The organism is Leptothoe sp. ISB3NOV94-8A, assembly GCF_043421595.1.
In the GTDB taxonomy this organism is placed as follows: domain Bacteria; phylum Cyanobacteriota; class Cyanobacteriia; order Phormidesmidales; family Phormidesmidaceae; genus Leptothoe; species Leptothoe turfae.
Map to the genome: position 1 here is coordinate 6,865,493 of NZ_JAXSQW010000001.1, position 22,632 is coordinate 6,888,124.

General features: G+C 47.1%; 23 protein-coding genes and 1 pseudogene. 12 read left to right on the forward strand and 12 right to left on the reverse strand.

Annotated elements, in window-relative coordinates:
* Positions 1 to 54: 54 nt before the first annotated feature.
* Together dcd and SPB21_RS29630 are read right to left on the reverse strand one after the other, a co-directional pair.
* Complete coding sequence (gene dcd, locus SPB21_RS29625; RefSeq protein WP_163664865.1) at positions 55 to 648, reverse strand: dCTP deaminase; 594 nt, start codon at positions 646 to 648, stop codon at positions 55 to 57.
* 51 nt (positions 649 to 699) lie between these two features.
* The gene (locus SPB21_RS29630) at positions 700 to 1,293 is read right to left on the reverse strand and encodes a cob(I)yrinic acid a,c-diamide adenosyltransferase (protein WP_499058205.1); all 594 of its coding nucleotides are present in this window, start codon (positions 1,291 to 1,293) and stop codon (positions 700 to 702) included.
* A 431-nt stretch (positions 1,294 to 1,724) separates the two neighbouring features.
* Between SPB21_RS29630 and SPB21_RS29635 the strand changes: the two genes are divergently transcribed.
* Both SPB21_RS29635 and SPB21_RS29640 read left to right on the forward strand, forming a co-directional pair.
* Positions 1,725 to 2,402, forward strand: a complete 678-nt coding sequence (locus tag SPB21_RS29635) for an HAD family hydrolase (protein ID WP_163664867.1) — start codon at positions 1,725 to 1,727, stop codon at positions 2,400 to 2,402.
* Between the two features lie 94 nt (positions 2,403 to 2,496).
* Positions 2,497 to 2,817, forward strand: a complete 321-nt coding sequence (locus SPB21_RS29640) for a hypothetical protein (protein WP_163664869.1) — start codon at positions 2,497 to 2,499, stop codon at positions 2,815 to 2,817.
* A 14-nt stretch (positions 2,818 to 2,831) separates the two neighbouring features.
* Here the strand turns inward: SPB21_RS29640 and SPB21_RS29645 are convergent, their stop codons facing one another.
* Both SPB21_RS29645 and SPB21_RS29650 read right to left on the reverse strand, forming a co-directional pair.
* Positions 2,832 to 3,746: a cation diffusion facilitator family transporter gene (locus tag SPB21_RS29645; RefSeq protein ID WP_499868533.1), complete on the reverse strand. Its 915-nt coding sequence runs from the start codon at positions 3,744 to 3,746 to the stop codon at positions 2,832 to 2,834.
* A gap of 573 nt (positions 3,747 to 4,319) precedes the next feature.
* On the reverse strand, positions 4,320 to 4,874 hold the full coding sequence (locus SPB21_RS29650) for a hypothetical protein (protein WP_499868535.1): 555 nt from the start codon (positions 4,872 to 4,874) through the stop codon (positions 4,320 to 4,322).
* Between the two features lie 693 nt (positions 4,875 to 5,567).
* On the opposite strand from SPB21_RS29650, the gene SPB21_RS29655 reads away from it, so the two are divergent.
* Positions 5,568 to 6,272: a Crp/Fnr family transcriptional regulator gene (locus SPB21_RS29655; RefSeq protein ID WP_163668339.1), complete on the forward strand. Its 705-nt coding sequence runs from the start codon at positions 5,568 to 5,570 to the stop codon at positions 6,270 to 6,272.
* A 102-nt stretch (positions 6,273 to 6,374) separates the two neighbouring features.
* Here SPB21_RS29655 and SPB21_RS29660 read toward each other — a convergent pair whose 3' ends face one another.
* From SPB21_RS29660 to SPB21_RS29670, 3 genes and pseudogenes are all read right to left on the reverse strand, one after another.
* Positions 6,375 to 8,306, reverse strand: coding sequence for a protein kinase domain-containing protein (locus SPB21_RS29660; protein WP_499868759.1), 1,932 nt, complete (start codon positions 8,304 to 8,306; stop codon positions 6,375 to 6,377).
* Positions 8,307 to 8,309: 3 nt separating this feature from the next.
* Positions 8,310 to 8,414, reverse strand: a pseudogene (locus SPB21_RS29665) (4-Cys prefix domain-containing protein); the annotation flags it as partial.
* Between the two features lie 60 nt (positions 8,415 to 8,474).
* The gene (locus SPB21_RS29670) at positions 8,475 to 9,515 is read right to left on the reverse strand and encodes a LysR family transcriptional regulator (protein WP_163668335.1); all 1,041 of its coding nucleotides are present in this window, start codon (positions 9,513 to 9,515) and stop codon (positions 8,475 to 8,477) included.
* A gap of 303 nt (positions 9,516 to 9,818) precedes the next feature.
* Between SPB21_RS29670 and SPB21_RS29675 the strand changes: the two genes are divergently transcribed.
* The 3 genes from SPB21_RS29675 to hrcA all read left to right on the forward strand — a co-directional run bounded on the left by SPB21_RS29675 (position 9,819) and on the right by hrcA (position 12,481).
* Positions 9,819 to 10,556, forward strand: a complete 738-nt coding sequence (locus tag SPB21_RS29675) for a hypothetical protein (protein WP_499868537.1) — start codon at positions 9,819 to 9,821, stop codon at positions 10,554 to 10,556.
* Between the two features lie 115 nt (positions 10,557 to 10,671).
* Entirely contained in the window at positions 10,672 to 11,151 is a 480-nt protein-coding gene (locus tag SPB21_RS29680) for a 2Fe-2S iron-sulfur cluster-binding protein (protein WP_006517953.1), read from the forward strand.
* A gap of 241 nt (positions 11,152 to 11,392) precedes the next feature.
* Positions 11,393 to 12,481, forward strand: coding sequence for a heat-inducible transcriptional repressor HrcA (gene hrcA, locus SPB21_RS29685; RefSeq protein WP_163698572.1), 1,089 nt, complete (start codon positions 11,393 to 11,395; stop codon positions 12,479 to 12,481).
* Here hrcA and SPB21_RS29690 read toward each other — a convergent pair.
* Entirely contained in the window at positions 12,439 to 13,053 is a 615-nt protein-coding gene (locus SPB21_RS29690) for a rhomboid family intramembrane serine protease (protein WP_499058194.1), read from the reverse strand. The two genes, hrcA and SPB21_RS29690, sit on opposite strands and share 43 nt — an antisense overlap.
* Before the next feature lie 194 nt (positions 13,054 to 13,247).
* Between SPB21_RS29690 and SPB21_RS29695 the strand changes: the two genes are divergently transcribed.
* Positions 13,248 to 13,802 carry a DUF4126 family protein gene (locus tag SPB21_RS29695; protein WP_163668329.1) on the forward strand — a complete coding sequence of 185 codons (555 nt, stop codon included), beginning with the start codon at positions 13,248 to 13,250 and terminating at the stop codon, positions 13,800 to 13,802.
* A 61-nt stretch (positions 13,803 to 13,863) separates the two neighbouring features.
* Here SPB21_RS29695 and hemH read toward each other — a convergent pair whose 3' ends face one another.
* Entirely contained in the window at positions 13,864 to 15,027 is a 1,164-nt protein-coding gene (hemH, locus tag SPB21_RS29700; protein ID WP_006517949.1) for a ferrochelatase, read from the reverse strand.
* 114 nt (positions 15,028 to 15,141) lie between these two features.
* Here hemH and SPB21_RS29705 point away from each other — a divergent pair, with 114 nt between their 5' ends.
* Positions 15,142 to 16,311 (forward strand): site-specific integrase, encoded by a 1,170-nt coding sequence (locus tag SPB21_RS29705; RefSeq protein ID WP_499868539.1) that lies wholly within the window; start codon positions 15,142 to 15,144, stop codon positions 16,309 to 16,311.
* 53 nt (positions 16,312 to 16,364) lie between these two features.
* Here SPB21_RS29705 and fabG read toward each other — a convergent pair whose 3' ends face one another.
* Positions 16,365 to 17,111: a 3-oxoacyl-[acyl-carrier-protein] reductase gene (gene fabG / locus SPB21_RS29710; RefSeq protein ID WP_006517947.1), complete on the reverse strand. Its 747-nt coding sequence runs from the start codon at positions 17,109 to 17,111 to the stop codon at positions 16,365 to 16,367.
* Positions 17,112 to 17,326: 215 nt separating this feature from the next.
* On the opposite strand from fabG, the gene trxA reads away from it, so the two are divergent.
* The 4 genes from trxA (at position 17,327) to SPB21_RS29730 (ending at position 19,411) form a co-directional block, all read left to right on the forward strand.
* On the forward strand, positions 17,327 to 17,644 hold the full coding sequence (gene trxA / locus SPB21_RS29715; RefSeq protein WP_163668323.1) for a thioredoxin: 318 nt from the start codon (positions 17,327 to 17,329) through the stop codon (positions 17,642 to 17,644).
* A gap of 58 nt (positions 17,645 to 17,702) precedes the next feature.
* Positions 17,703 to 18,218: a 2-amino-4-hydroxy-6-hydroxymethyldihydropteridine diphosphokinase gene (gene folK / locus SPB21_RS29720; RefSeq protein WP_163702931.1), complete on the forward strand. Its 516-nt coding sequence runs from the start codon at positions 17,703 to 17,705 to the stop codon at positions 18,216 to 18,218.
* 122 nt (positions 18,219 to 18,340) lie between these two features.
* The gene (locus tag SPB21_RS29725) at positions 18,341 to 18,892 is read left to right on the forward strand and encodes an NUDIX hydrolase (RefSeq protein ID WP_499868541.1); all 552 of its coding nucleotides are present in this window, start codon (positions 18,341 to 18,343) and stop codon (positions 18,890 to 18,892) included.
* A gap of 48 nt (positions 18,893 to 18,940) precedes the next feature.
* Entirely contained in the window at positions 18,941 to 19,411 is a 471-nt protein-coding gene (locus SPB21_RS29730) for a hypothetical protein (protein WP_163668316.1), read from the forward strand.
* A gap of 589 nt (positions 19,412 to 20,000) precedes the next feature.
* On the opposite strand, the gene SPB21_RS29735 is transcribed toward SPB21_RS29730, so the two are convergent.
* A complete protein-coding gene (locus tag SPB21_RS29735) occupies positions 20,001 to 20,186 on the reverse strand; it encodes a DUF4278 domain-containing protein (RefSeq protein ID WP_006517942.1) in 186 nt (61 codons plus the stop codon).
* A 237-nt stretch (positions 20,187 to 20,423) separates the two neighbouring features.
* A complete protein-coding gene (locus tag SPB21_RS29740; protein WP_499868543.1) occupies positions 20,424 to 22,490 on the reverse strand; it encodes a S9 family peptidase in 2,067 nt (688 codons plus the stop codon).
* Positions 22,491 to 22,632 lie beyond the last annotated feature (142 nt).

Below are 22,632 nucleotides of genomic sequence, written 5' to 3' on the forward strand. Positions count from 1 at the left end.
GCGTTCCATGGAACGCCTCTACAACGAACCGTCTCTATATATAGTATCGGTTAACTAAACCCGCGCCAGGGTGACCATTTCTGATTGATCCTGATACTTACCCTGGCGAGTTTCATAGCTAATTTGGCAAGGATCCCCTTCCAAAAATAAAAGCTGCACGACGCCCTCATTGGCGTAGATACGGCAGTCTGCGCTGGAGGAGTTGGAAAACTCTAATGTAAGGTAACCACGCCAGCCGGCTTCGGCTGGTGTCAGGTTAGCGATAATCCCGCAGCGGGCATAGGTACTTTTGCCGATACAAATAGTAGTAATGTTGTCGGGAATCGCAAGTCGCTCTAGGGCTACTCCCAAGCCGTAGGAATGGGCAGGCAATATGAAATAGCTGCCGGATTCATCACGTTGCAGCTGAGTGAGCTCCAAGTTTTCTGGATTAAAGTGTTTAGGGTCGATGACCGTGCCTGGTATGTGACGGAAAATCCGAAATTCTTTAGGTGATAAGCGGATGTCGTATCCAAAAGAAGATAGTCCGTAGCTGATGACGGGCACGTTGGCACCATTTAGGTCTACCCGTCGCACTAGTTTGGTTTCAAAGGGCGCAATCATGCCCTCTTTGGCCATGGTGTTGATCCAAGCATCATTTTTGATCATTGTTTACGACTCACGACTCACCATATGGAAATGGACTTGATTGCCTTTTGACTAGGGCAAAAACTCACGGCGGAACTCAGTGACCTGATCGGCCATTGACAGAATTGAATAGGGCATCTTAGGGCCTGTCAAAATGATATCCATTTGAGTGGGGCGGTGCTTAAGTAAATCGAGTACCTCTGCTTCGGGAATTAAACCGTATTCAATGGCAAGGCTGAGCTCATCTAGCATGACCAAACCATATTGATCGCTTTGTACAACTGACTTGACATGGGACCACAGCTCACCTACTGCCCTTTGGGCATCGGCATCGTCTGTAGTTTCAAAAATGCAACCAGCGTACCCGCAGCGTAACCAGTCTAAGTTTTGCCCCATGTGGGTCATGTGACCTGGGCCTTGGTCAATACCGCCTTTGAGAAACTGAGCTACTAGTACCGTCATACCTTGGTCTGCAGAGTGCAGGGCTTGAACCATGACATTGGTAAAAAAGCTGCGATGAACAGATGTAAATACCCGTATTGATCCTTCAAGGGCTTGTAAAAATGGGTGACGCTCCCCGCTGGCAATGTTTTGGGAAACATCAGGAACAGGCGAGAGGCGGGATGGGCGGCGGGCATTCTGATCTACCCTCAGCTGTTGAACCATAAAACGCTATATCTAGTAGCACTTTCTCAGTAGAGCCCTAAATATAGCGCATACCTGACAGATTTAAGCAGCTACTTAACATGATGATTTTCTTGCAAAGATAATGATACTCACCACTGGTGATGGATGCCCCAACCTTGCATAGCTCAGGCTTAGTGCTATATAGACTATATAGTTAAAATGTACTATCTGATGGGAGGGAGAATCTACGTTGCGAAAGCTGGGGACGCTAAAGCCACCACGGCCACCAGGGTAAGAGTTGCGATCGCAATCACCACGCTAGCTCTATCTGCTTTAATCCGTTTTTTCATCGTTCAAGTCTCGTAGGTCGCTATCGTAACACAGGGTTTGAGGATAGCCACGACACAGCTCTCAACGGCTAACCCACGCTATGGTCGAAGAGTTATATCGTTTTTTAGAACGCCACTCCAATGTTAAAAGCAGTTTTATTTGACTTAGATGGCACCCTGGCCAACACCGATCCAATTCACTTCCAAGTGTGGCAGACATTGCTGGCATCCCATGACATGGTCGTCGACCAGGAATTTTATGATCGCTTTATCAGCGGGCGTCTTAACCCTGATATTGTGCAAGATCTCTTACCGCAGCTTTCAGTGGAAGCAGGAGTAGCTTTCATTGCTGATAAAGAAGCTCAGTTTCGAGAAATGGCCGCGAATCAACTCCAGCGGATGCCAGGGCTGACCGACTTTCTTCACTCCATTGAGCAGAAAGGATATGCCATTGCCCTAGTGACAAATGCCCCCCGCCCCAATGCGGAATTTATGCTGAAAACCCTGGCCTTAAACGGTGTTTTTGATCCTATTGTCATTGCGGATGATTTACCTAAAGGTAAGCCTGATCCGCTTCCTTATCAAACTGCATTAGAGCAGTTGAGGCTGCTTCCAGATGAGGCAATTGTGTTTGAAGATTCTCCCACGGGTGTTCAGGCAGCGACTGCGGCGGGCATTCCCACTATTGGCGTGACGTCTACCCATAGCGACACGATCCTATGTCAATTAGGAGCCCAGTGTACGATTGCAGATTTTACCGATAGCCGATTGCTGGCCTATGTTGGCGATCCGGATGTGGCAGGTACAGCATCAAGATAGCGCTTAGAACGTTTGTCAGGGCCAGTCAATGATGAGTTGCAAGGACGTCCCAGACTCTTAGATGCTAGGAAGGGATTAGTTATGGATTTCCATTATGAGCAACGCTTCTGAACATTCGCCTGAGTCACAGACGGTCCAAGACCGTTTAGTGAATTTGCGTCAACTAGCGCAAGCATTTCCTAAGGAACAGCGGGAAGATGTCCTGCTAGAACTTGATGACCTCAGCACAGATCTAACCCATACGGATGGTTCTAGCTTGCAAACCCTCCACAAAAGGCTTAAACGGCTGGCTGCCATTGCCATGATGGCCCGTATGTTTGCTACGAATAACCAGCAGGTAATTGAAGAGTTTGCCAGTAATTTAGTCGAGCTGACCAATGCAACGAAGATTGGCGGGGGAGATAGTGAAGAGTAGGAGTGGGGGTAGGGCTAGTAATAATTTCTAGCGGGGGGTGGTGTGTAGGCCTGTTCTACCCAAATCTGGGTATTTACTGGTCCATAATGCTGGCGTAACGCATTTTCCACACGTTCACCGATAGTGTGGGACATGGCTAAAAATTCTGGATGAACGGCCAGATAAAGTTCGATCCAAACTTGGCGACCGACCATGCCCCGTGACCGAATGAGATTGCATCGGGTGACCCCCTCTACGCTAGTCGCTACCTGGGCAATCGCTTCAGGTGCAATGGCAGTGGGACGTAACAATGTGGGTAGTTGGGTGTCTAGGACGCGCCAGAAGCTGTGAAGGGTGAAGATGATAAGTGCGATCGCAAGCAGTGGATCGAGCCAAGTATAACCACGCCAGATACCTACCAAGCTTAACAGCATTATGATGCTGAGCCAGCCATCGCCTAAGACATGTTGTGTCGTGAGTTTAAGGGCCAAACTATTTAGATATCTGCCTTGGTAAGACACCAATAAAGCTAACGTTAAGGCAATGGCTACCATGGCAGCCATCAACTGCATCAGCGCTACGGTCACTTCTACTGGAAAAGGAGTCGTAATCTTTTGCATTGCTAGTTGAAATTGCCCTAAAGCAACGATTAATAGGCTGACGCCAAAGAACCCTAACGTAGCTGCTAAAATTAACGCTCCTCCTGCTTCTCCTCGACCATGGCCCCATATTTCGCGTCCTAATGGACGATGCGGTGAAGCGACCGCTGTCAAACTTAGAGCCGTGCTAAATACATCAATCAGAGTGTGGAGTGATTCTGCTAATAGACATACAGAATGACTGACCCAACCCGCTATGACCTCAATTGTCAAAATCACTAAATTAGCCCAGAGCATCATGAGCAATAGGCGGTAGCATGTTTGCCTTTGTTGCCCAGCATCTATGAACATGGGGGATTTTCTTTCAAGTTGAATGTGGGGTTAGCCATGATTTTCCCTACCGAACGCTATCAGTCAAGATGTCGTATGAGCCATGAACATTGGATCCTACCTATAGGAAACAATAAAAAAGCTACTGATTTAACCAGTAGCTAGAGTAAATATAGTAAGAATAGACCTGATGCCCCTAAATTAATTTCAGGTCTGACAGGCAAAGACATCACGAGCCGATGCCATCGCTCATCATATGTTTCTCAAACGTCTGTAACTTGCTGACAAAAGCAGACAGAAACTTCAGCTCAATATTCAAACAATACGAATAGCTATACGAGTCCTTGACAGCAGTTTAGAAAAGTTGGTTGCAGCGAATGCTTTTCTAAATCTTTTAAGAAGGATGTGGGAGAAGCAAGTGTATCTGATTGACTAATTGAAAATTTTAAAAGCAGAAAGGGTACCGACGACTGGCCGTGTTTCGTCTCGGTACCCTCACTGGTTCGCTCCTCACACACATCCATATGTTAGGGCACATCGTGGACTTTGTCATCCCCCCGTGGCAGGTTTGCATAGGTTAGATATCTAGAGTACCTACAATCGTTCAGCTAGTTGGTAGCCTAATCTGCCGTTCACAGACTGTTTCAAGACAATTCGAGTTGATTCTAGCCAAGGTCTAAGGGCAAAGACTTCTGGTGATTGATTGATTGGCGTAGTGCAGGCTGCTAATGCCAGGACAAGCTGTTGAACCTGTCGCAAAAGCTGAGGTGAGGTTGTCTGATGCCATCGATCGCAGATATCCAACAAACAATGAATCAGAGCTTGTAAAGGAGACCAGGAAGTTTGAAATGTTTCCGTTGGGCCCCTTTCGATGCTCCTTGCAGCGCTTCTTGTAGTTAAAAAATCGCGCTGATGATAACGGGTTTGCCATCGACAGCACAGCTCATAAGCAGATTGCAGTTGCCATAGGTCTTCAGGCGTAATCGGCCAAGGCGATGGTGCCAAGGGCAGTATCCACTGTTCTAGCTGCTGTTGCCACTGTGCCATTCCTCGCTGAGAAATGACGAACTCCAACCAACCATCCCTGGTCTTATGAACACTAGACCATAGGGGTGGAGTGGTTTGTTGGCGTAAGATCGATAACAGCATATTTGCGATGTCATCGCTTGGCTGCTGCCAGATTGTCGCCAACTTCCGTGAAATTGCAGAAATGTATGTAACTGTTCCGTTACAGTTAACTTTTTTTAAGGGAATATTCTGATGACAAATCTGTGTGGTTTTACCGATGCTTAACAAAACTGCTGAATACCTAAGGTGAGTATGAAGGTTTAATCTAGGTACATCTTGATTGATGGGATTAAGAACTTCAATCGAGGAAGCTAGATTAGACTGCAATGTCCGTTTTAACGAAAACCATGTCATATTTGTAATAGTCAAAGTAAGTAGGACAGACCCGACTCTGTTCAGGCCTTTTTAGCTTTACTGAAGGTTAATGGTTGTATTTCAATCATCTACTTCAATAAAAGCTGAAGTAAATATAAAGAAATCAATTTTAGGATGCCAACCAGGTTAGTCGTTTGTATTAATGTACTTGACATGTTTGTTCCGTATACTGATCGTGGTTTTACGGTTGACAGATATGGTGGTTCCTTGGTAGTTGACATAGAGCTTTAAATTACTTCTTTTTAATTTACATAAATGATTACTTTCAGGGCGTATCGATAACTGGAATTTTCTTTAATCGGAAGCTTTCCAGGTTGTTTGTTTTGTCTACAAACTCTATGGCTTGACACTAGGTAAATGACACTATCTGAATTATCGACAACTTCCAGCACCTCCTCCATGTCCTCATCTATCCCATCAGATGACGCTCGGCCATTTCATGTATGGCAACGCATTCTGGATTGGGCGCAAGAGCACTATCGATGCCGCACTTTTAGTAAAGATGAGAGGATTCCGACACGCCCTGGACTGCTTTATTTAGTGCAACAGGGAGCTGTGCGCTTAGTTGGAAGCGCTCAGGTTAGCGCCACGCTAAAGCAGCAGAAGAGTTCATCTGCCAGAGTCCCCTTGGTGGCAGCTGAAGAAGCATTCCTAGGGTTTGTCGGTGCAGGTCAGCCGTTTGAGATCGTTGCGCAGCCACCATTTACCCTGCAAAGTTTTTCCCATGTAGATCAAACAACTATCGTTTGGCTTTACTGGAACGATTTGGACACGTGGCCTCATTTTCGTCGTGAGGTGCTAGACGCATTTCGTCGTCAGCACCAGCGTAAATTGCTTTGGTTAAGTACTTTGGGACAGCGTCGTACCATCGATCGCCTGCTTGGTTTTCTAACTCTACTGGTTGATGAGTACGGTGAGCCCTGTGAAAATGGCTATTACCTGCCCTTCCCATTAACCCATGCTCAAATTGGTAGTGCTATCGGTTCAACCCGAGTAACCGTCACACGTCTGATGGGCAAATTGCGTCAGCGGGGTCTAATTCAGAGTCATGGGGAAAATTTGATTAGTATTCCTTTTAGTGCCAGCCTCAAGCAACAGGGATAAGAGCTGAGTTTATTTTTATTTGCCAAAACGTAGGGGGGTGCATGCACCCCCCTACGTTTTGGTGTTTCTAGAATTTGTGGAGCTTGGCACGGTTCCTTAGGATTATTGCAGGCGTGCAAACCCTACGCTGCTTAAAGCGGCTTGACCTTCATCCGATAAAATTAGCTCTGCATAGGCTTGGCCAATGGGCTTATCGATATTTGACACAATATAAATTTGACGCGTTAGAGGATAGTTTCCTGACTCAAATCCCTTTAGGTTGGGGTGATTGCGCTGATTAGGGCAGTTTTGTAAATCAATATAGGGGAGTTGATACGGAGGCTGTTGATTGATGGAGAGCGGTTTGACCGTACACTGACCTATGACTTCTGGAGCCGATGCAAAGTAAATAGCGCCTGGTGTGTTAGCTGTGAGACGAATCGCTTCAGTCGTGTTATTGCTGCGTTGTACCTGAGTACTTAGGGCTTCTCCATTCAGCACGGTTTGGCTAAAAAACATCACGGTGCCACCTGCATCATCACGGGAAATGGGTACAACGGGAAGATCAGGGCCACCGAGTTGTTGCCAATTATTGACACGGCCAGTGTAGATATCCCGGAGGTCAGCCTGACTCAAATTTGAAAGTGGTAACGTTGGGTGGGTAACGACGGCAACACCTTCAATGGCCACAGGAATTTCTTGTAACGCTATACCCTGTTGGTGGGCCTGTTGCTTGTCGGCTTGAGTGAGAGGGCGCGATGTCTGGGCAAAATCTAGTTCACCCTTGATCAGCATTTGAATACCAGCAGACGACCCTGGCGCTTGATTGCTGGGTGCTTGGTAGGTTAGTTGTAACCCCGGAATAGCCTGCTGTAGCTGAGGATCAATGATGCCTCGAATGGGAGCCCAAGTGGTGCTACCACCATAGGTGAATTGCCCGGTTGGTACATCGACATCTGCAAATTTTTCTGCTGGCTTGATGTCGGATAGCTGTGATGTTGGGGTGTTAAACAGACCCTTTTGTTTTATCCACCAACCTCCTCCAGTTACCAATGCGACGAGTAGAGCCAGACCGAGCATCCATGGCCGTATGACTCCTGGTTTGGTTTGGCGAGTTGAAACAGGGTTTGGGGAGGCTGCTGTGTTGAGTGGCTGAGGTGGTGACGGTGACGTCGGTGTTTGGGGCGCAGGTGTCGCTGCACCAGATACCGAATGACTGATGCTGGGCATCAAGACATCTAAGGCGGCCTGGGCACTGGGATATCGATCTTGAGGACTAGCACTTAGTAGTTTGGTGATGACATGGTCCAGATTTTTGTCTTCAAGGGTGATGTATTTTTGCCAAAGCCACTCGCTGCTATAGCTATCAAATAGATCTGCTGTTTCTTGGCCAGTCAATAAAATAATGCAGGTAACGGCTAAGGAATAGAGATCGGACGCTGGAAAAACTTGTCCACCAGTAACCTGCTCGGGAGGTGCGTAGCCTGTGGTGTAGATGCCTGTTGAACGATTTGATGCAGCGGCTCCAGTGACCTGTTTGACTGCTCCGAAATCTAACAAATACAGCTGATTATCAACTGTTTTCATAATGTTAGAAGGTTTGATATCGCGATGAATAGCTCCGTTACTATGGACAAAATCCAGGACTTTTAAAATAGAGATGAGGATAGCTTTAACTGCCCTTTCGGGTAAGGTGCCGCGCCGATCGAGAATTTGGTCTAAGTCTTCACCATCAATAAATTCTTGGACCAGGTAAAAGTATTCTTCATCCTGACCCGATGATGGAGATTTCACCACGATGGGGAAATAGGCGTAGAGATCGGGAATTTGTGGATGTTGATTACCTAGACGCTCTAGGACCTCAGCCTCACGGGCAAAGAGCTTCTGAGCAATCTTTAATTGTTGTTGGTTGAGTTGGGCTGATGGTTGAAATAGCTTGACAACGCAGGGACGTAAGGTGGGGGTGTCGCGATCGCACGCATAATAAGCTGACCCAAACCCCCCTTGACCTAAAAGTCGCTGTGGCAAATACCGTCCTCTTAAAATTAACGGCATGCCACAGCTCGTGCAAAAGAGCTGAGACGCTGTTTGAAGCGAATCCTTTAGGTTTGGATGGAAGTTAACTGGTCGAGAACAGCCGGGTCTAGTGCAGTGTAATTGCATGGAGCAGCAACGTGACGACGTATTCAAGTGGCAACGCCCAAGAATAAGCTTAACTAAAGCTTAATTGCTCTCTTCAACAGGTTTTTGGTCTACTTGCTTGCCGTTGGTATCTGCTTTAGCGGGTGCTGCCTGATTTCCCCCATTTTTCTTGCGATCAGAGCGCTGATCAAAGTCAATTTCCCGGTTTGTAAACTGAGGCAGAATCTCCTTGGTAAAAGCTCCAGCTGCCGTTGAGCGATAGCGATTGGGATTAAAAATCACCGATAGGGTGCGTTTGACTACGACTGAGTCAATTTTGGCTCGATGCAATACTCCCATCTGTAATTCTTTCTCAATGGCTGAGATTGAGACAAAGGCCACTCCCAGCCCAGACTGAACGGCGTTTTTAATGGCCTCAATGGAGTTCAGTTCCATTTCGGTTCTTAGCCGCCGGGTTTCAATGCCGCACCGGGTGAGTACCTGGTCGATTACCTTACGAATAGTAGATTGGGAATCGAGGGAAATAAATTTTAGTTTGTAGAGATCTTCTCGCTGAATCGCTTGACTACTGGCCAGTGGGTGGAAGACAGGCATAATCAACGCCAGTTCGTCTTCAGCGTAGGGGATAATTTCCAGCGAATCCTGTAGTTCTGGAGGGACTTCACCCCCAATAATCGCCAGGTCAATCTGGCCATTGCCGACACTCCAAGAGGTGCGGCGAGTGGAATGCACATGAAGCTGTACCGCCACATCTGGATAGCGTTGACGAAACAGGCCAATCATCCTTGGTAGTAGATAGGTGCCTGTGGTTTGGCTGGCCCCCACAATCAGAGTGCCCCCCTGTAGTTTTTGCAAATCCTCAATGGCGCGACAGGTCTCTTGGCAAAGACTGAGGATGCGATCGCCATATTCCAGCAACAAATATCCCGCTTCAGTGAGCTGTGCTCTCCTACCACCACGGTCAAATAGAGGGACATCCAACTGACGCTCTAAATTTTGTACCTGCAGGCTAACGGCAGGCTGAGATACATACAGACTATCGGCAGCTCGCTTGAAACTACCCTCTGCCGCAATCGCCTTTAGAATGCGCAGTTGATCTAACGTAAACGGGAGGTCAGACATAACGGTTAGGGTGTTAACGCCGGTATTTCAAGCAAAATCCGTGGCACGATCAATAAGGGCCTCTACTAAATAAGAGCACTTTAAAGTATCTAACAAATAGAGCTACCCTGTCGCTGCTTAACACACTTACTAGCACGTTAAAGTCCACAGGATACGTAGATCATTCATTCCTTATGAGGGGAGAATAACTCAAAACGTTAGCTAAAGTATTTTTTGTGAGGAAAACTTTTAAAGCTTGTCAATGAGTTTACCGATTTTATTGAACGTTTGTGGTCATATTCTATCTGCTCTAGTCTTGCTTATATGCAGTTCCAATTAATTCAAAATTTTCTAGACCTGCCCGGTATTATTGGTTTTAGTCTGGTGCCTTTAAATGACACCTCCAATCACGCTTATAGCGTTGGCTTTCCTCAAGGGAACGGGCCTGATAAAAATCCCCTACTGCTACAAGGAATTCAACAGATTATCAAGACAACGCCCACCTCGCTAGAATTTTGTGCATTTCAATTTGGGTCGTATCAGGTGGAGTTGCACAAGGTTGAGAGCGGAGCTGTCTTACTAGTTTTTAGTGAAGGTGCACTCTCTAGCCAGTATTCGAAGTCGGTCAGTGAGCTAATGCAGTTCATTAAAGCTGACTATTTAGCGTTAGTTGAGAGCATACAGTCCATTCATGCCGACAATGTAACTCCTGCCACAACATTCTCTGCACAGCGGCAAACAGCTAGTGTTGATGATGTTGTAGCGGCGATGAATAGTCTTAGTCAGGTAACGAGTCGATATTTAGGCACGCAATTGGTGGCTAATCAGTGGCGCACCTATCAATCCCAGGACATGGTCTGGCTGAAGAAATTTTGTATTTCCGTTGATGGCACGATCAGTGTGAAGGATGTAGATTCAAAACTTTCGCCGGAACAGCTCACAGAGATTCGTCTGTGGACTCAGCGATTTCATCAGCGATGTACCCGTATTATTCGAGATTACGACGTATTAGTGGAGCAGACACTACCTAAAGAGCACTGGCAGCTGCTGTTTGGTGGATAACTTTTGTTTTGCGGATATTAGTGACGGTAAACCAAACACTGAGTCAATTTTAAACACTTGCCAGTCACTATGTTTACGTGAATAGTGGAAACTTTTGCCCGATATTTAAACACCTATGGTAAAGACAGTTCGGTTAGAACCGATTGCCCAGGAGAGTGCCGTTGAAACTAACGGCAACCTGTTATCGGTCTTATTACATCAAGAGTTAACTGTATTAAAGGAATGTGGCGGACGAGGTATGTGTGCTACCTGCCACGTTTATGTCAATGAAGGCATGGATGAATTGACCCCCATCAGTCGACGGGAGCAACGTACCCTAGCAATTATTACTTCCTGTAGAGCCAATTCTCGTTTAGCCTGTCAAGCTCGGGTGAAGGGGAATGGTGTAGTGGTGGAGTTACCCCCTGGCATGTACGTCAACTCCATCAAGGACATTGAGTCTCTGATTGGTCGTCGAGCCGACCAAGACTTACTGCACCCTTTGACTGGTGCCGTGCTGGTAGAACAGGGCAAATTAATTACCCGGTCGATGTTACGCAAAATTGCAAATGGTGCCGATTTAAACCTGAACGAGTATTTCAACCACAGTACCTAGAATGTAGGTATCTGGTAGACGGCACTATGTAGGCAGGTCCCTGTATTGCTTAGATTATTTTGTAACGATATGTTTACGCCCATAGTCTTCAAGGTCTTTTTGAGAAAGACAATTTAATATCTTTATTAAAAGATTTAGTATCTTATTGAGCTTTCTAGGTAAACAGCACCCTTTAGTATGGGTTTAATTGAGGGCTCGGCCAGATAATACTTGATGTGGCTGCTTGTATTTTTAGATATTGATGGCTGTCGATAAATCTAGGGATCTTAATCTCCGTCAACAAAATGTGATGCGTGCCACTGTGCGCCACTATGTGTCGACAGCAGAGCCTGTGGGGTCCAAAGCCTTGCTGGATGCCTATGACTTAAATGTCAGTGCGGCCACAGTGCGAAATGTCATGGGGGCACTGGAGCGCTCTGGTTTTTTATATCAGCCCCACACATCAGCAGGGCGAGTGCCTTCTGACTCAGGATATCGGCTCTATGTGGATCAGCTGATTAAGCCTTCAAGGCCAACGGCTCTGCGGATCGATCAACTTTTGTCACAGCATCTAGATTGGCAGGGATGGAGCATTGAGGCCTTGTTGCAGGAAGCGGCTCACATTCTGGCTCACTTGAGTGGCTATGTGGCTTTAGTGACCATGCCTGTATTAGAAAAAATGGTGGTCAAGCACTTACAGCTAGTGCAAATATCGGCTGAGCAAGTGCTTTTAGTGGTGGTCTTAGATAGCTATGGTACTGAGTCTATGGTGGTTAGTTTGCCGAGGGGCACTACGGGGGCCGGGGGAACCCAAGACGAGGAAGTGCTGGATCGAGAGCTACAGATTTTATCCAATTTTTTAACCGCTCAGCTATGTGGCAGGCAGCTGTCTGAGATCTCTAGCTTAGATTGGGATGAAGTAGATACAGCCGAACATCATGTTGTAGCCCTTTGTCAGGCCATTGATGACCTGTCGCGCCGTAAGCGTCAGCCCCAAACCCATATTTTGGTAAAAGGTGTAGCGGATGTGTTGAGTCAGCCGGAGTTTGCAGAGCAAAGTCAGCTGAGAAACCTGGTGTCGTTGTTGGCAGATGGACGCGAGCAGCTATGGCCCTTGATCTACTCAGACGATAGCCCGCTGCTTAAGATTTGGATTGGAGAGGAAAATCCGCTGGAGCCAATGCAAAGCTGTGCTCTGATTTCAGCGACCTATAATCGGGACTCTCTGCCGTTGGGTAGTGTGGGGGTGATGGGACCCACTCGGATGCTGTATGAAAATACAATTGCAGCTGTTGAAGCCACATCTAGTTATCTATCAGAAATTATGTCAGGCTTAGACGTTAACCAGTAGGCGGCGACAATGCCACTGATAAAGCCAAAAAGGTGGCTTTCCCAGGAAATTCCAGGTTGTGTGGGTAAAACTCCCCAAAACATTGCGCCATAGGTAACTAGGATAAATAAGGATATTGCGATCGCACCCATCGTTCGTTCGTAATATCCTCGGGCTACTAAAAATCCTAAATAGCCAAAGATTAGGCCACTGGCCCCAATGTGGACGGTTGAACCTAGAGAAAAGAGACTGCCCAATAACCATGTGCTTGCTCCCCCCAGGATCGTAATCATCACTGTGGCTTTGATCCAGGTGTCGATAGAGCGCAGCATCACCCACCAGCTGAGGGTGAGCATGGGTACTGTATTCGCTAATAAATGATTAAATCCACCATGGAGAAATGGGGCAAAGAGAATTCCCCAGATCCCATCTATAGAACGGGGGCGAATACCGTATCGATCGAGATGCCCACCAAACACTAAAAAATCTATAATTTCAATACACCATAGGGTAATCAAAACGATACCCAATAGCTGAAATCGAGCTACGGTAGCAGATTTCAGTTCAGATAAGAGAGGACGATCGGATGACATGTTTTGAGATGGCATTAACTCAGGATGTGGGCAACCTATGCGGCACAGGCTTGGAATAACCACTAGTTCCTAGGTTAAGCCAACTACCGTAAAGTTGCCTTCGCTTCTCTTGCAAATTTGCATTTCTACCGCCCTACCTGCGTCACCACCCTCATCTCACGTTTGACTCCCTTCACTCCATTTACAGAAACGACGTGATCCTTCCAGAACTGCTAGCGGTGCTCTCGATTTCGGCAGCCACTGGCCTCAGACTGGCGTTACCATTACTGCTGATTGGCCTGTTTTCAGGCGAACAGTTATGGGCCGCTGTGCCAATTTTGGCCAACATTCCTCAGATGTTGGTGGTTGCCGTGTTGGTGATTTGGTCCCTGCTAGAATTGACGATTTCTAAAGATCGGGTCAGTCGTCGATTTTTGCAAAGTGCGGAGCTGTTTATCAGTCCGTTTGTTGGTACAATTGCTGGCGTTGCGATCGCACGCCTCGCTGATATCAATGACAGCCTCACCCTTGTCCTTTTAGCCGTGACCGGGGGCGTGCTTGCCTTGGTTATTCAAATGGTTCAAGTGGGTTGGCTATATCGTTTTAACAGCCCGCCCATGTGGATGATTTTTGTGGAAGATGCCCTTTGCATCTGCCTGGTATTCTTTGCCTTTGATGCACCGGAACAAGGTGGCCTAATCGCTTTATTTTTACTTTGGTTTGCTATCCGGAGTTCAGCTGTCTGGCGGCAATGGCAGAAAAAACGGTGATAAAAATGCCGGAGGGTGAGCATTGCCCACCCTCCGGCATTTTTGTATTGCTCTTGCAGAATTACATCAGTCCAGCAATGTGCAACGGCCCATGACCGCTTACCATTTCCAGCAGTAGTGCCAAGAAACCCACCATTGCTAGGCGACCATTCCAGACCTCGGCAAAGGGAGTTAACCCCCATGCAGACTTATCTTGAGGGTAAATACGTACCTGTTTCTGCAACTGCGCAGCGTCAGAAAATAGCTTACGGGGAGATTCCAAAGCCTTTACCACCATGTTACCCATGTCTTCAATAAAGACAGGATAGGTATTCAGGGCAGGAACTCGGTGGAATCCTTTGATGCCAGATTCTTCAGCCAACTCGCGATATTCAATATCGATTTCCTGCAAAGTTTCAATGTGCTCAGATACAAAGCTAATGGGCACAACCACAAGGTCATCAATGCCTTTCTCTGCCAACTCTTCAATGGCATCTTCTGTGTAGGGCTGTAGCCACTCTACGGGGCCTACACGACTTTGATAAGCCAGTGTAAAGTCATTGGGACGATTGACCGCTTTTATGATTAAGTCAACGCAGTGCTCCATCTCTCGCTGGTATGGATCACCTGCTTCTTCGACATAGCTAACGGGTACACCATGGGCGCTAAAGAAGATGTGACCACTTTCAGGATTTGGTAGTTTATCCAGCTCTTGAATGATCAAATCTGCCATAGCTCTGACATAGCCAGGGCTGTTGTACCAAGACGGAATCAGGGTGTAGTTAATTTTCTGTAGGGCGGGGTCAGCCTGCCAAAGTTTTTCTAGCAGGCGGAAACTAGAGCCGCTAGTACTAATGGAGAACTGAGGATAGAGAGGCAAAATAACGAGGTCTTCAATACCATCTTGCTTAATTTGAGCAACAGCCTCTTCAGTGAAGGGATACCAGTAGCGCATGCCAATATAAATCTTGACATCGCGCCCCAGTTTTTGTAAGTAATCCTTGAGAGCCGTTCCCTGCTCTTCAGTAATACGGCGTAGGGGAGAGCCACCCCCAATTTCCTTATAATTGTCCTGGGATTTGTTCGCACGGCTAGTGGAAATTAGCCAAGCGAGAGGTTTTTGCAACCAGGGAAATGGGAGCCGGATAATCTCTGGGTCAGCAAACAAGTTGAACAGAAAAGGACGGACATCCTCTAACTGCTCTGGACCCCCAAGATTAAGTAGTAAGACTCCAGTACGACCCATGACAGCGCAGTTACCTTTATAAACGAAGTTTTAATCATCTTTGACTTATCGTAACAACTAACTACTCGATAGGCATATCAGATTTGTAGAAGTTGAGAATTTTTTTCATTTAGTATGGCGGATGTATCCATAGCGCATTCCATAGATAAGTCATTAGCGCAGGTGAATCAGCGCTTAAAAGCTGCGAAATTAGGGCTGCAAATCGAACGGCGAGGAGATCGCTTAAATCTGCGGGGTACGTTGCCACCACGGCCTGGTAGCCCTAAGCTACGCCCCTATCAACAGCGAGTTCCTTTAAAGTTGCCTGCGACTAAAGCGGGGCTGAAGCAATGTGAGCAAACGGCTAAAATCATTGCGGCTCAGTTATTGCAAAACACCTTTGATTGGCGCAACTATCTGGGAGTTGTTGCAGGATTGCGCATGGCAGGGGCTGATTTATCTGCGCAGATTGATGCTTTTGAGCAGTATTTTTTTGAAACCCGGCGCTCACAATCCTCAGCTGCTTCATTGCAAACGACGTGGGAAAAAGCTTACGTGCCTTACCTGCGGAAACTGCAAGCCACAGCGGAGCATCATCGTAACCTCAGTTTGCCTGAGGCCATTTATGCCACAGTGCAAAGTACCAAGGCCAATTCCCGCAGCCGTCAGATTTGCTGCACCGCTTTAGCTGCCTTAGCAGAGTTTCTAAACTTAGACCTGCCTACAGATCTCAAGTCCTTTTGGGGTAACTATGGCAATAGCCAAACTCAATTACGGGAGCTGCCTTCTGATGAACAGATTGTTGAAGTTTACGACAGCCTAAAAAATCCTCGTTGGCAGTATGTTTACGGCATGATGGCTACCTATGGTTTACGGAACCATGAGGTGTTCTTTTGCGATCGCACCTGCACCCCTAACGCTGAAATCATTGTCCGCGAAACCACCAAAACCGGCCACCACGAAGTTTGGCCCTTTTACCCCGAATGGGTAGAGCGTTTTAACCTCACCACTGGTGAACTCCCAAACGTCAATACCGATCTAGATGCAACGACTTTGCAGCGTGTCGGTCAGCAGGTGACCACCCAGTTTCGTCGCTACAAAATTCCGTTTTCACCCTACGACTTGCGTCATGCCTGGGCTGTGCGCACTATATTAATGGGCCTACCCGATGCCGTCGCCGCCAGAATGATGGGCCACTCGGTACAGGTACACAATCGGACGTACCACCGTTGGATGACCTACCGAGATCAGCAGGCGGCGGTGCAGGCAGCGTTAGCAAAAAATGAGATGAAGGCACCCATGTAGGGGCGTTGCATGCAACACCCCTACATCCAACACCCCTACAAATTGAATTTCAATTACATCACCATGCCGCCATCCACATTCATTACCTGACCGGTGATGTAAGCTGCTGCGGGATCAGCTGCTAAGAATCGAATGAGTCCAGCAACTTCACTTACTTGACCGTAGCGACCTAACGGAATGTACTTGAGAATTTCCTCGGTGTTAGGGAGTTCGCTGGTCATATCAGTCTCAATAAAGCCAGGTGCAACGGCATTGACAGTTACACTACGGCCTGCCATTTCCTTGGCCACAGTCTTTGTGAAACCGATGACACCTGCTTTAGCGGCACTATAGTTAGCTTGACCGGGGTTACCCATGAGACCGGCCACGGATGAAATATTAATGATGCGCCCTGAACGCTGTTTGAGCATGATTTTGGCAACGGCACGGGTGCAGAGAAATACGCCTGTGAGGTTGAGATCGATCACTGCCTGCCAGTCGGCGGGCTTCATTCTGAGTAGCAACGTGTCTCGGGTGATGCCGGCATTGTTGACTAGCACGTCGATGCGCCCAAACTTTTCCATAGTGCCCTTGATCAAGGTCTCTACCTGATCTTCTTTAGAGACATCAGCCTGAAGGGCAATGGCATTACCACCTGCACCCGTTATTTCAGAAACGACTTCATCAGCAGCAGTACTAGAGCGTGCATAGTTGACCACAACGCTGGCCCCTTCTGCGGCGAGGGCGAGGGCAGCTGCTTTACCGATGCCACGGGACGAGCCGGTAATGATAGCGACCTGATCTTGCATTGCTCCAGTCATGGTGAGGGGAAATGGTTAACGGCTCGATCACTCTATTATTTTTGGGGGTTGGGGATCAATTACCCTCTTTTCACTGCCCATCTTGGCCCAAATAGTTAGCCTAAAATCCAGTACCTTACAAATGCTTATAAAAATGCCAAGAATTCCCTTAAATTCCCACCATTTTGATGGGGCTCGCTTAGCATGAAGGCTGAACCTAGCCTGGATTTAGGACAATGGCTGTAAAACAACAATTTTCTAGTTTTGAGGATATGTTAGCTGGGTCTGATAAGCCTACGCTGGTGGATTTTTATGCTACCTGGTGTGGTCCTTGTCAGTTGATGGCAGGAGAATTGAAGAAAGTTAAGGATGAGCTACAGGATAAGCTGCAAATCGTGAAAATTGACACGGATCGCTACGACACGCTGGCGTCCAAGTATCAGATCCATGCGCTACCGACTATGGTGCTCTTTAAGGATGGTCAAGAAGTGGACCGAATTGAAGGTGCCATGAACGCTACTCAATTGGTTACGCGATTACGGCCGAATTTATAATTGGGAACTGCTGACTCAACTGCTTGGTAGCAACGGGTATGATTGAGAGTCCCCAGGCATGCCTGGGCTCGTGACGACTCAGCAAAACAGTATGGAAACGGCGTGTGCCATTGCCCTGGGCAGTAACCTGGGAGACTCGGAGCAAACCATTGAAGCAGCATTGGCACAGCTTGATCGGGGTGGTATGCGGTTGAGGCGGCGATCGCAACTCTACAAAACCGCTCCAGTGGGTCCCCCCCAGCCTGACTACATCAATGCCAGTGCTGTTTTCCATACCACCCTGCGTCCTGATCAGGTGCTGCAGTTACTGCTAGTGACAGAGGCGAGCTTTGGTCGTATCCGGCGTGAGCGTTGGGGACCTCGTACGTTAGATTTGGATTTACTGTTCTATGGCGATCAGATCATAGATACGCCCAGACTGATTTTGCCGCATCCGAGAATGCATGAGCGGGCGTTTGTGTTGGTGCCCCTGTCGGAAATTGCAGCGGACTGGCGACATCCCGTCAGGCAGCGAACCGTGAAGGAATTATTGGGACAGGTTGATACGGCTGGAGTGTATCCACTGGTGGCTTAGAGACTGGGCTTTGACTACGCTCAGCTCTCATCGCATTAGTTGTCTGAGCGAAGCGCCTTTAATGGAGTTAGCCAGCGGCTCATGGTGTAACCTGATCCCGTTACCTCACTGCATCCAACACTATGTCTCTTGGTTTAGAACCGCCTCAGCTACTCAAAAAGTGTCTATTTTACGCCGGACGTAAGTTTGACTTTGAAGTCAACCGTCTCCGTCTACCCAACAAAGTGGAAGGTCAGTGGGAATGCATTCGCCATCCAGGGGGAGCGATGGCTATACCCATTACCCCTGACGGTAAGCTGGTGCTGGTCCGACAATATCGTTTTGCCGTGCAAGGAAGATTGTTAGAGTTCCCGGCAGGTACGATTGAAAGAGAGGAAGATGCATTTACAACCATTCAACGAGAGATAGAAGAAGAGACTGGTTATAGTGCCAGCGAATGGACCAATCTTGGCAAGTTTCCATTGGCCCCCGGTTACTCTGATGAATATATTTTTGCGTTTTTGGCAAGCGACCTTGAGAAGCTAGAAACAGCTCCAGCCCAGGATGAAGATGAGGATATTGAAGTTGTTTTGATGACGCCAGAAGAGTTTGAAAAAGCTGTTCTTAGTGGTGAAGGTGTGGATGCAAAATCGATTGCCGGGTACTTTATGGTAAAACCGTTTTTGAATAAATAAAACGAGAGTTTTAGAAGACATCCACTCATCTTATGTAGGCATACACTGATGTTGGCTTCTCAAAGTGCCGACAGTACATCAGCCCTTTATGGGACGACATGGAGGGCTGATTATTTGTTTTCAAGGATAATTTGGGATTTCTATGGTGCAATGAAGACAAAAAATGGTGTAGACATTGATAGTAATAAGACGATTAGCCACTGGGTTGTAGTCAATACCCAGAGTTTAGTGAATCCTGATGCGATAGAAATCATGGTGTCGAAATCGATCATGTCGGAACCGGTCATGGTGGAAATCATGACGTCTACCATGTCGAAATCTTCCACGGTAGAAATTATGATGGCGGACACTGCCATGACGGAATTCCCGGTTTCGGAAGAAAATTTCATCCCGCCGAAATTCCCCATGTCTGAAGTGGATTCGACGGATGCTGCCGTTTCGGAAGAAAATATCTCCCCGAAATCTATCAGGACGAAATCGACTGCGCCCGGATCGTCTTCTATGAAATCCTTTCTCTAAGGATATACTAGTATCTTCTGTTTTTACCCATGGGCTTTCCCCATCTTCTAGATCTGCCAACTTGTCTACGTTATTTGTAGAATCATTAATAATTTCTGTTGGTGTCTTGGGAACAGTCTCAAACTCGAAGGCAGCGGCTTTTGGCGTAAGAGCACTGAAATGAGCGCCCAAAATTAGGAGTGGTAGCCAATAAAGTTTCATGGGACCTCCAGCTTTTAAAGCTATGTAGAGGGATGGGGGCAGTGGTGGATTTAGAGGTGATGCACCCTTGGTAGATGCTTGAAATGAACCTTGATAGTTCCTAGGTTGACGCGCTCATATGAAATCAACGTGATGGCAGTCTGAAAAAAACATGAGTGATCTTGATCTAAATTATGGCTGCTTTCACTAACTTTGGTGTGCAGGGGCGTGAAGAATGCCCTAGCCAAAAACACAAAAAACACAAAAAACTCTTTCTTCACTATCAATGAAGAAAGAGGGCAATACGATACTTTGTTTCTACTGAGAGGAAAGAGTCGGCAATGACATTCCCTGAGTTCAACTTAGAATACCTGCGATTTTCATCTAATGCGAGGTTGCCACCCCTCTTTTAGACTTCTTGGTTATATTTCACGCCACGATAGGTGAGCTGTACACGCTGATGGGGGTGATTAGGAACCTTAAATGCCTTGCGCTTAAGGGGCGCACCACGGTAGGTGCCAATCTTTTCAGTATCAGTTACTTGAATATTTTCGAAGTGCGCTTCGTAGAGAGCGCCAAGAAATGAGAGTTTCATCTCGGTTCCTCCAAATGTGTAGATGCCATGACAGAAATCTTTGGACAGCAAGAAAATCGCTAAAACTTCCCGCCAAAAACATCAAACTGTGTAATTGATTACAGTTTATATTCTATCGGGATGCATTAAGGCTAAGTTAGTAAACCTTAAAGTGTAATTTAATATTTGCTTAATTGTGTGGCTAAGCTGTCCTTGCACTGGACCTCGTGTCCACAAACGTTCAGTGTTCCGGAGGCGCTAGCTTGGAGCTGCTAACCCTAGGCTATCCAGCACAAAGGCATATTCAAAGGCGGTTTCTTCGAGCCATCCATAACGCCCGGAGGCACCGCCGTGGCCTGCATCCATATTGGTTTTGAGAAGAAGCTTATTCTGATCGGTTTTTAACTCTCTCAGTTTTGCTGTCCACTTGGCAGGTTCCCAATAAGAGACTCGTGGGTCGTTAAGTCCACCCGTGATCAACAGGTCAGGATACTTCTGGGCTGTGACATTGTCGTAGGGCGAGTAAGACTTCATGTAGTCATAGTACGCTTTCTCATTAGGGTTGCCCCATTCGTCCCATTCCATCACCGATAGCGGCAGGCTGGGGTCTAAGATGGTTGTTACAACATCCACAAAGGGGACAGCTGCGAGGGCAACTTTAAATAACTCGGGTCGCATATTTAATACGGCACCGATCAATAACCCACCGGCACTACCACCATAAATAGCGAGTTTGTCAGCGCTGGTCCATTGGTTATCGATCAGGTACTCAGCACAGGCAATAAAGTCCGTAAACGTATTTTTCTTATGGAGAAACTTGCCGTTCTCGTACCATGGCCGACCCATTTCACCACCACCGCGAATGTGGGCAATGGCATAGATGACACCTCGGTCTAATAGGGAGAGCCGGATAGAGGAGAAATAGGCCGATGATGATGCGCCATAGGATCCGTAGCCATAGAGGAAGAGGGGACTGTTGCCATTTCGCTCAGTTCCTTTTTTGTACACCAGCGAGATTGGCACTTCGGTGCCGTCGGGAGCCTTCGCCATCAACCATTCACTTTGATATAGGCTGCGGTCGTAGCCTCCAAGTACCGGCATCTCTTTTTTGAGCTCTCGTTCATGGGTGTCCATGTCATAATCAAATACTGAGGACGGAGTGATTAATGACGTGTAGGTAAATCGCAGAGTTTTGTTGTCAAAATCAGGCATGGCACCAGACCAGACCGAATAGGTGGGTTCTGGAAACTCTAGGGCTGTGTCTTCTCCTGTGGAGAGTTTGTGGATACGAATGGTGGGCAACCCCCCCTGGCGTTCGTAAATGATCAGATGGTCGATAAATACACTAATACCTGTCAGCTGTACATCAGGGCGATGGGGTATGACGGTTTTCCAATTCTCTTGGCCGAGTGCGTTGACTGGTGTCACCATTAGCTTTGAGTTAATGGCATCCTCGTTGGTAACAATGTAAAATCGGTCGAGGGTGTGGTTGTTGCCAGGATGGTGAGAAATGGAGTATTCCACGCCATGTTTGCGGGGACAAACTATCTGAAACTCTCCATCTGGATTGTTGGCATCTAAAATCCAGATTTCGGAGGTGATTTTGCTGTTAATTGAGATGAATAGATAAGCTTCGCTGCGGGTGCCGCCCACTGAGAGATAAAAAGCATCGTCGGTTTCTTCGTAAACCAGTTGGTCGTTACCTGGATCTTCTCCCAAACGATGTTTCCATACTTGGTAGGGGCGATGGGCATCATCTAGTCGAGTGTAGAAAACAGTACGATTGTCGTTAGCCCAGATGACTTCACTAATGTTTTCAATTTTTTCTGGATAAAGATTTCCAGTGGTCAAGTCTTTGAATACTAAGGTGCAGCGCTCTGATCCATTGGTGTCTGTAGCATAGGCTAGCAACTGATGATCAAGACTCGTTTCATAGTCTCCCAAGGCAAAAAACTCATGCTCCTCAGCTAGCTCATTTTCATCGAGCAAAATTTCTTCGGGGGCGTCTAATCTACCTTGTTTACGGCATAGGATGCGATAGGCTTTGCCTTCTTCAGTGCGGCTGTAATAGTAATAATCCCCGTCTTTTGTGGGTACCGACAGATCACTTTCCTGAATGCGGCCTAGCATTTCGTCATACAAAGCTCTCTGAAAGCTCTTGTTATGGGAGGTTTGTGCGTCAGTGTAGGTGTTTTCAGCTTTGAGGTAATCCAGGGTTTCTGGGGAGTCGCGATCGCACAGCCAATAATAATAATCAATGCGAACATCCCCATGTTTTTCAAGGGTTTTCGGCTGTTTTTTGGCGATAGGGGCTCCAGACGTCATCAAAACTTTAACTCCCTGAACGTGTGCCCTTCTAGAATACTGAGCTAAGCCCTGGGAAGCCATGATGCATGGGTGTAGAATACCGTCCCTGTGAAGAAGTTTTGAATTCTGAGTTCTAAGTTTTGGGGTGTAGTGCAATTAA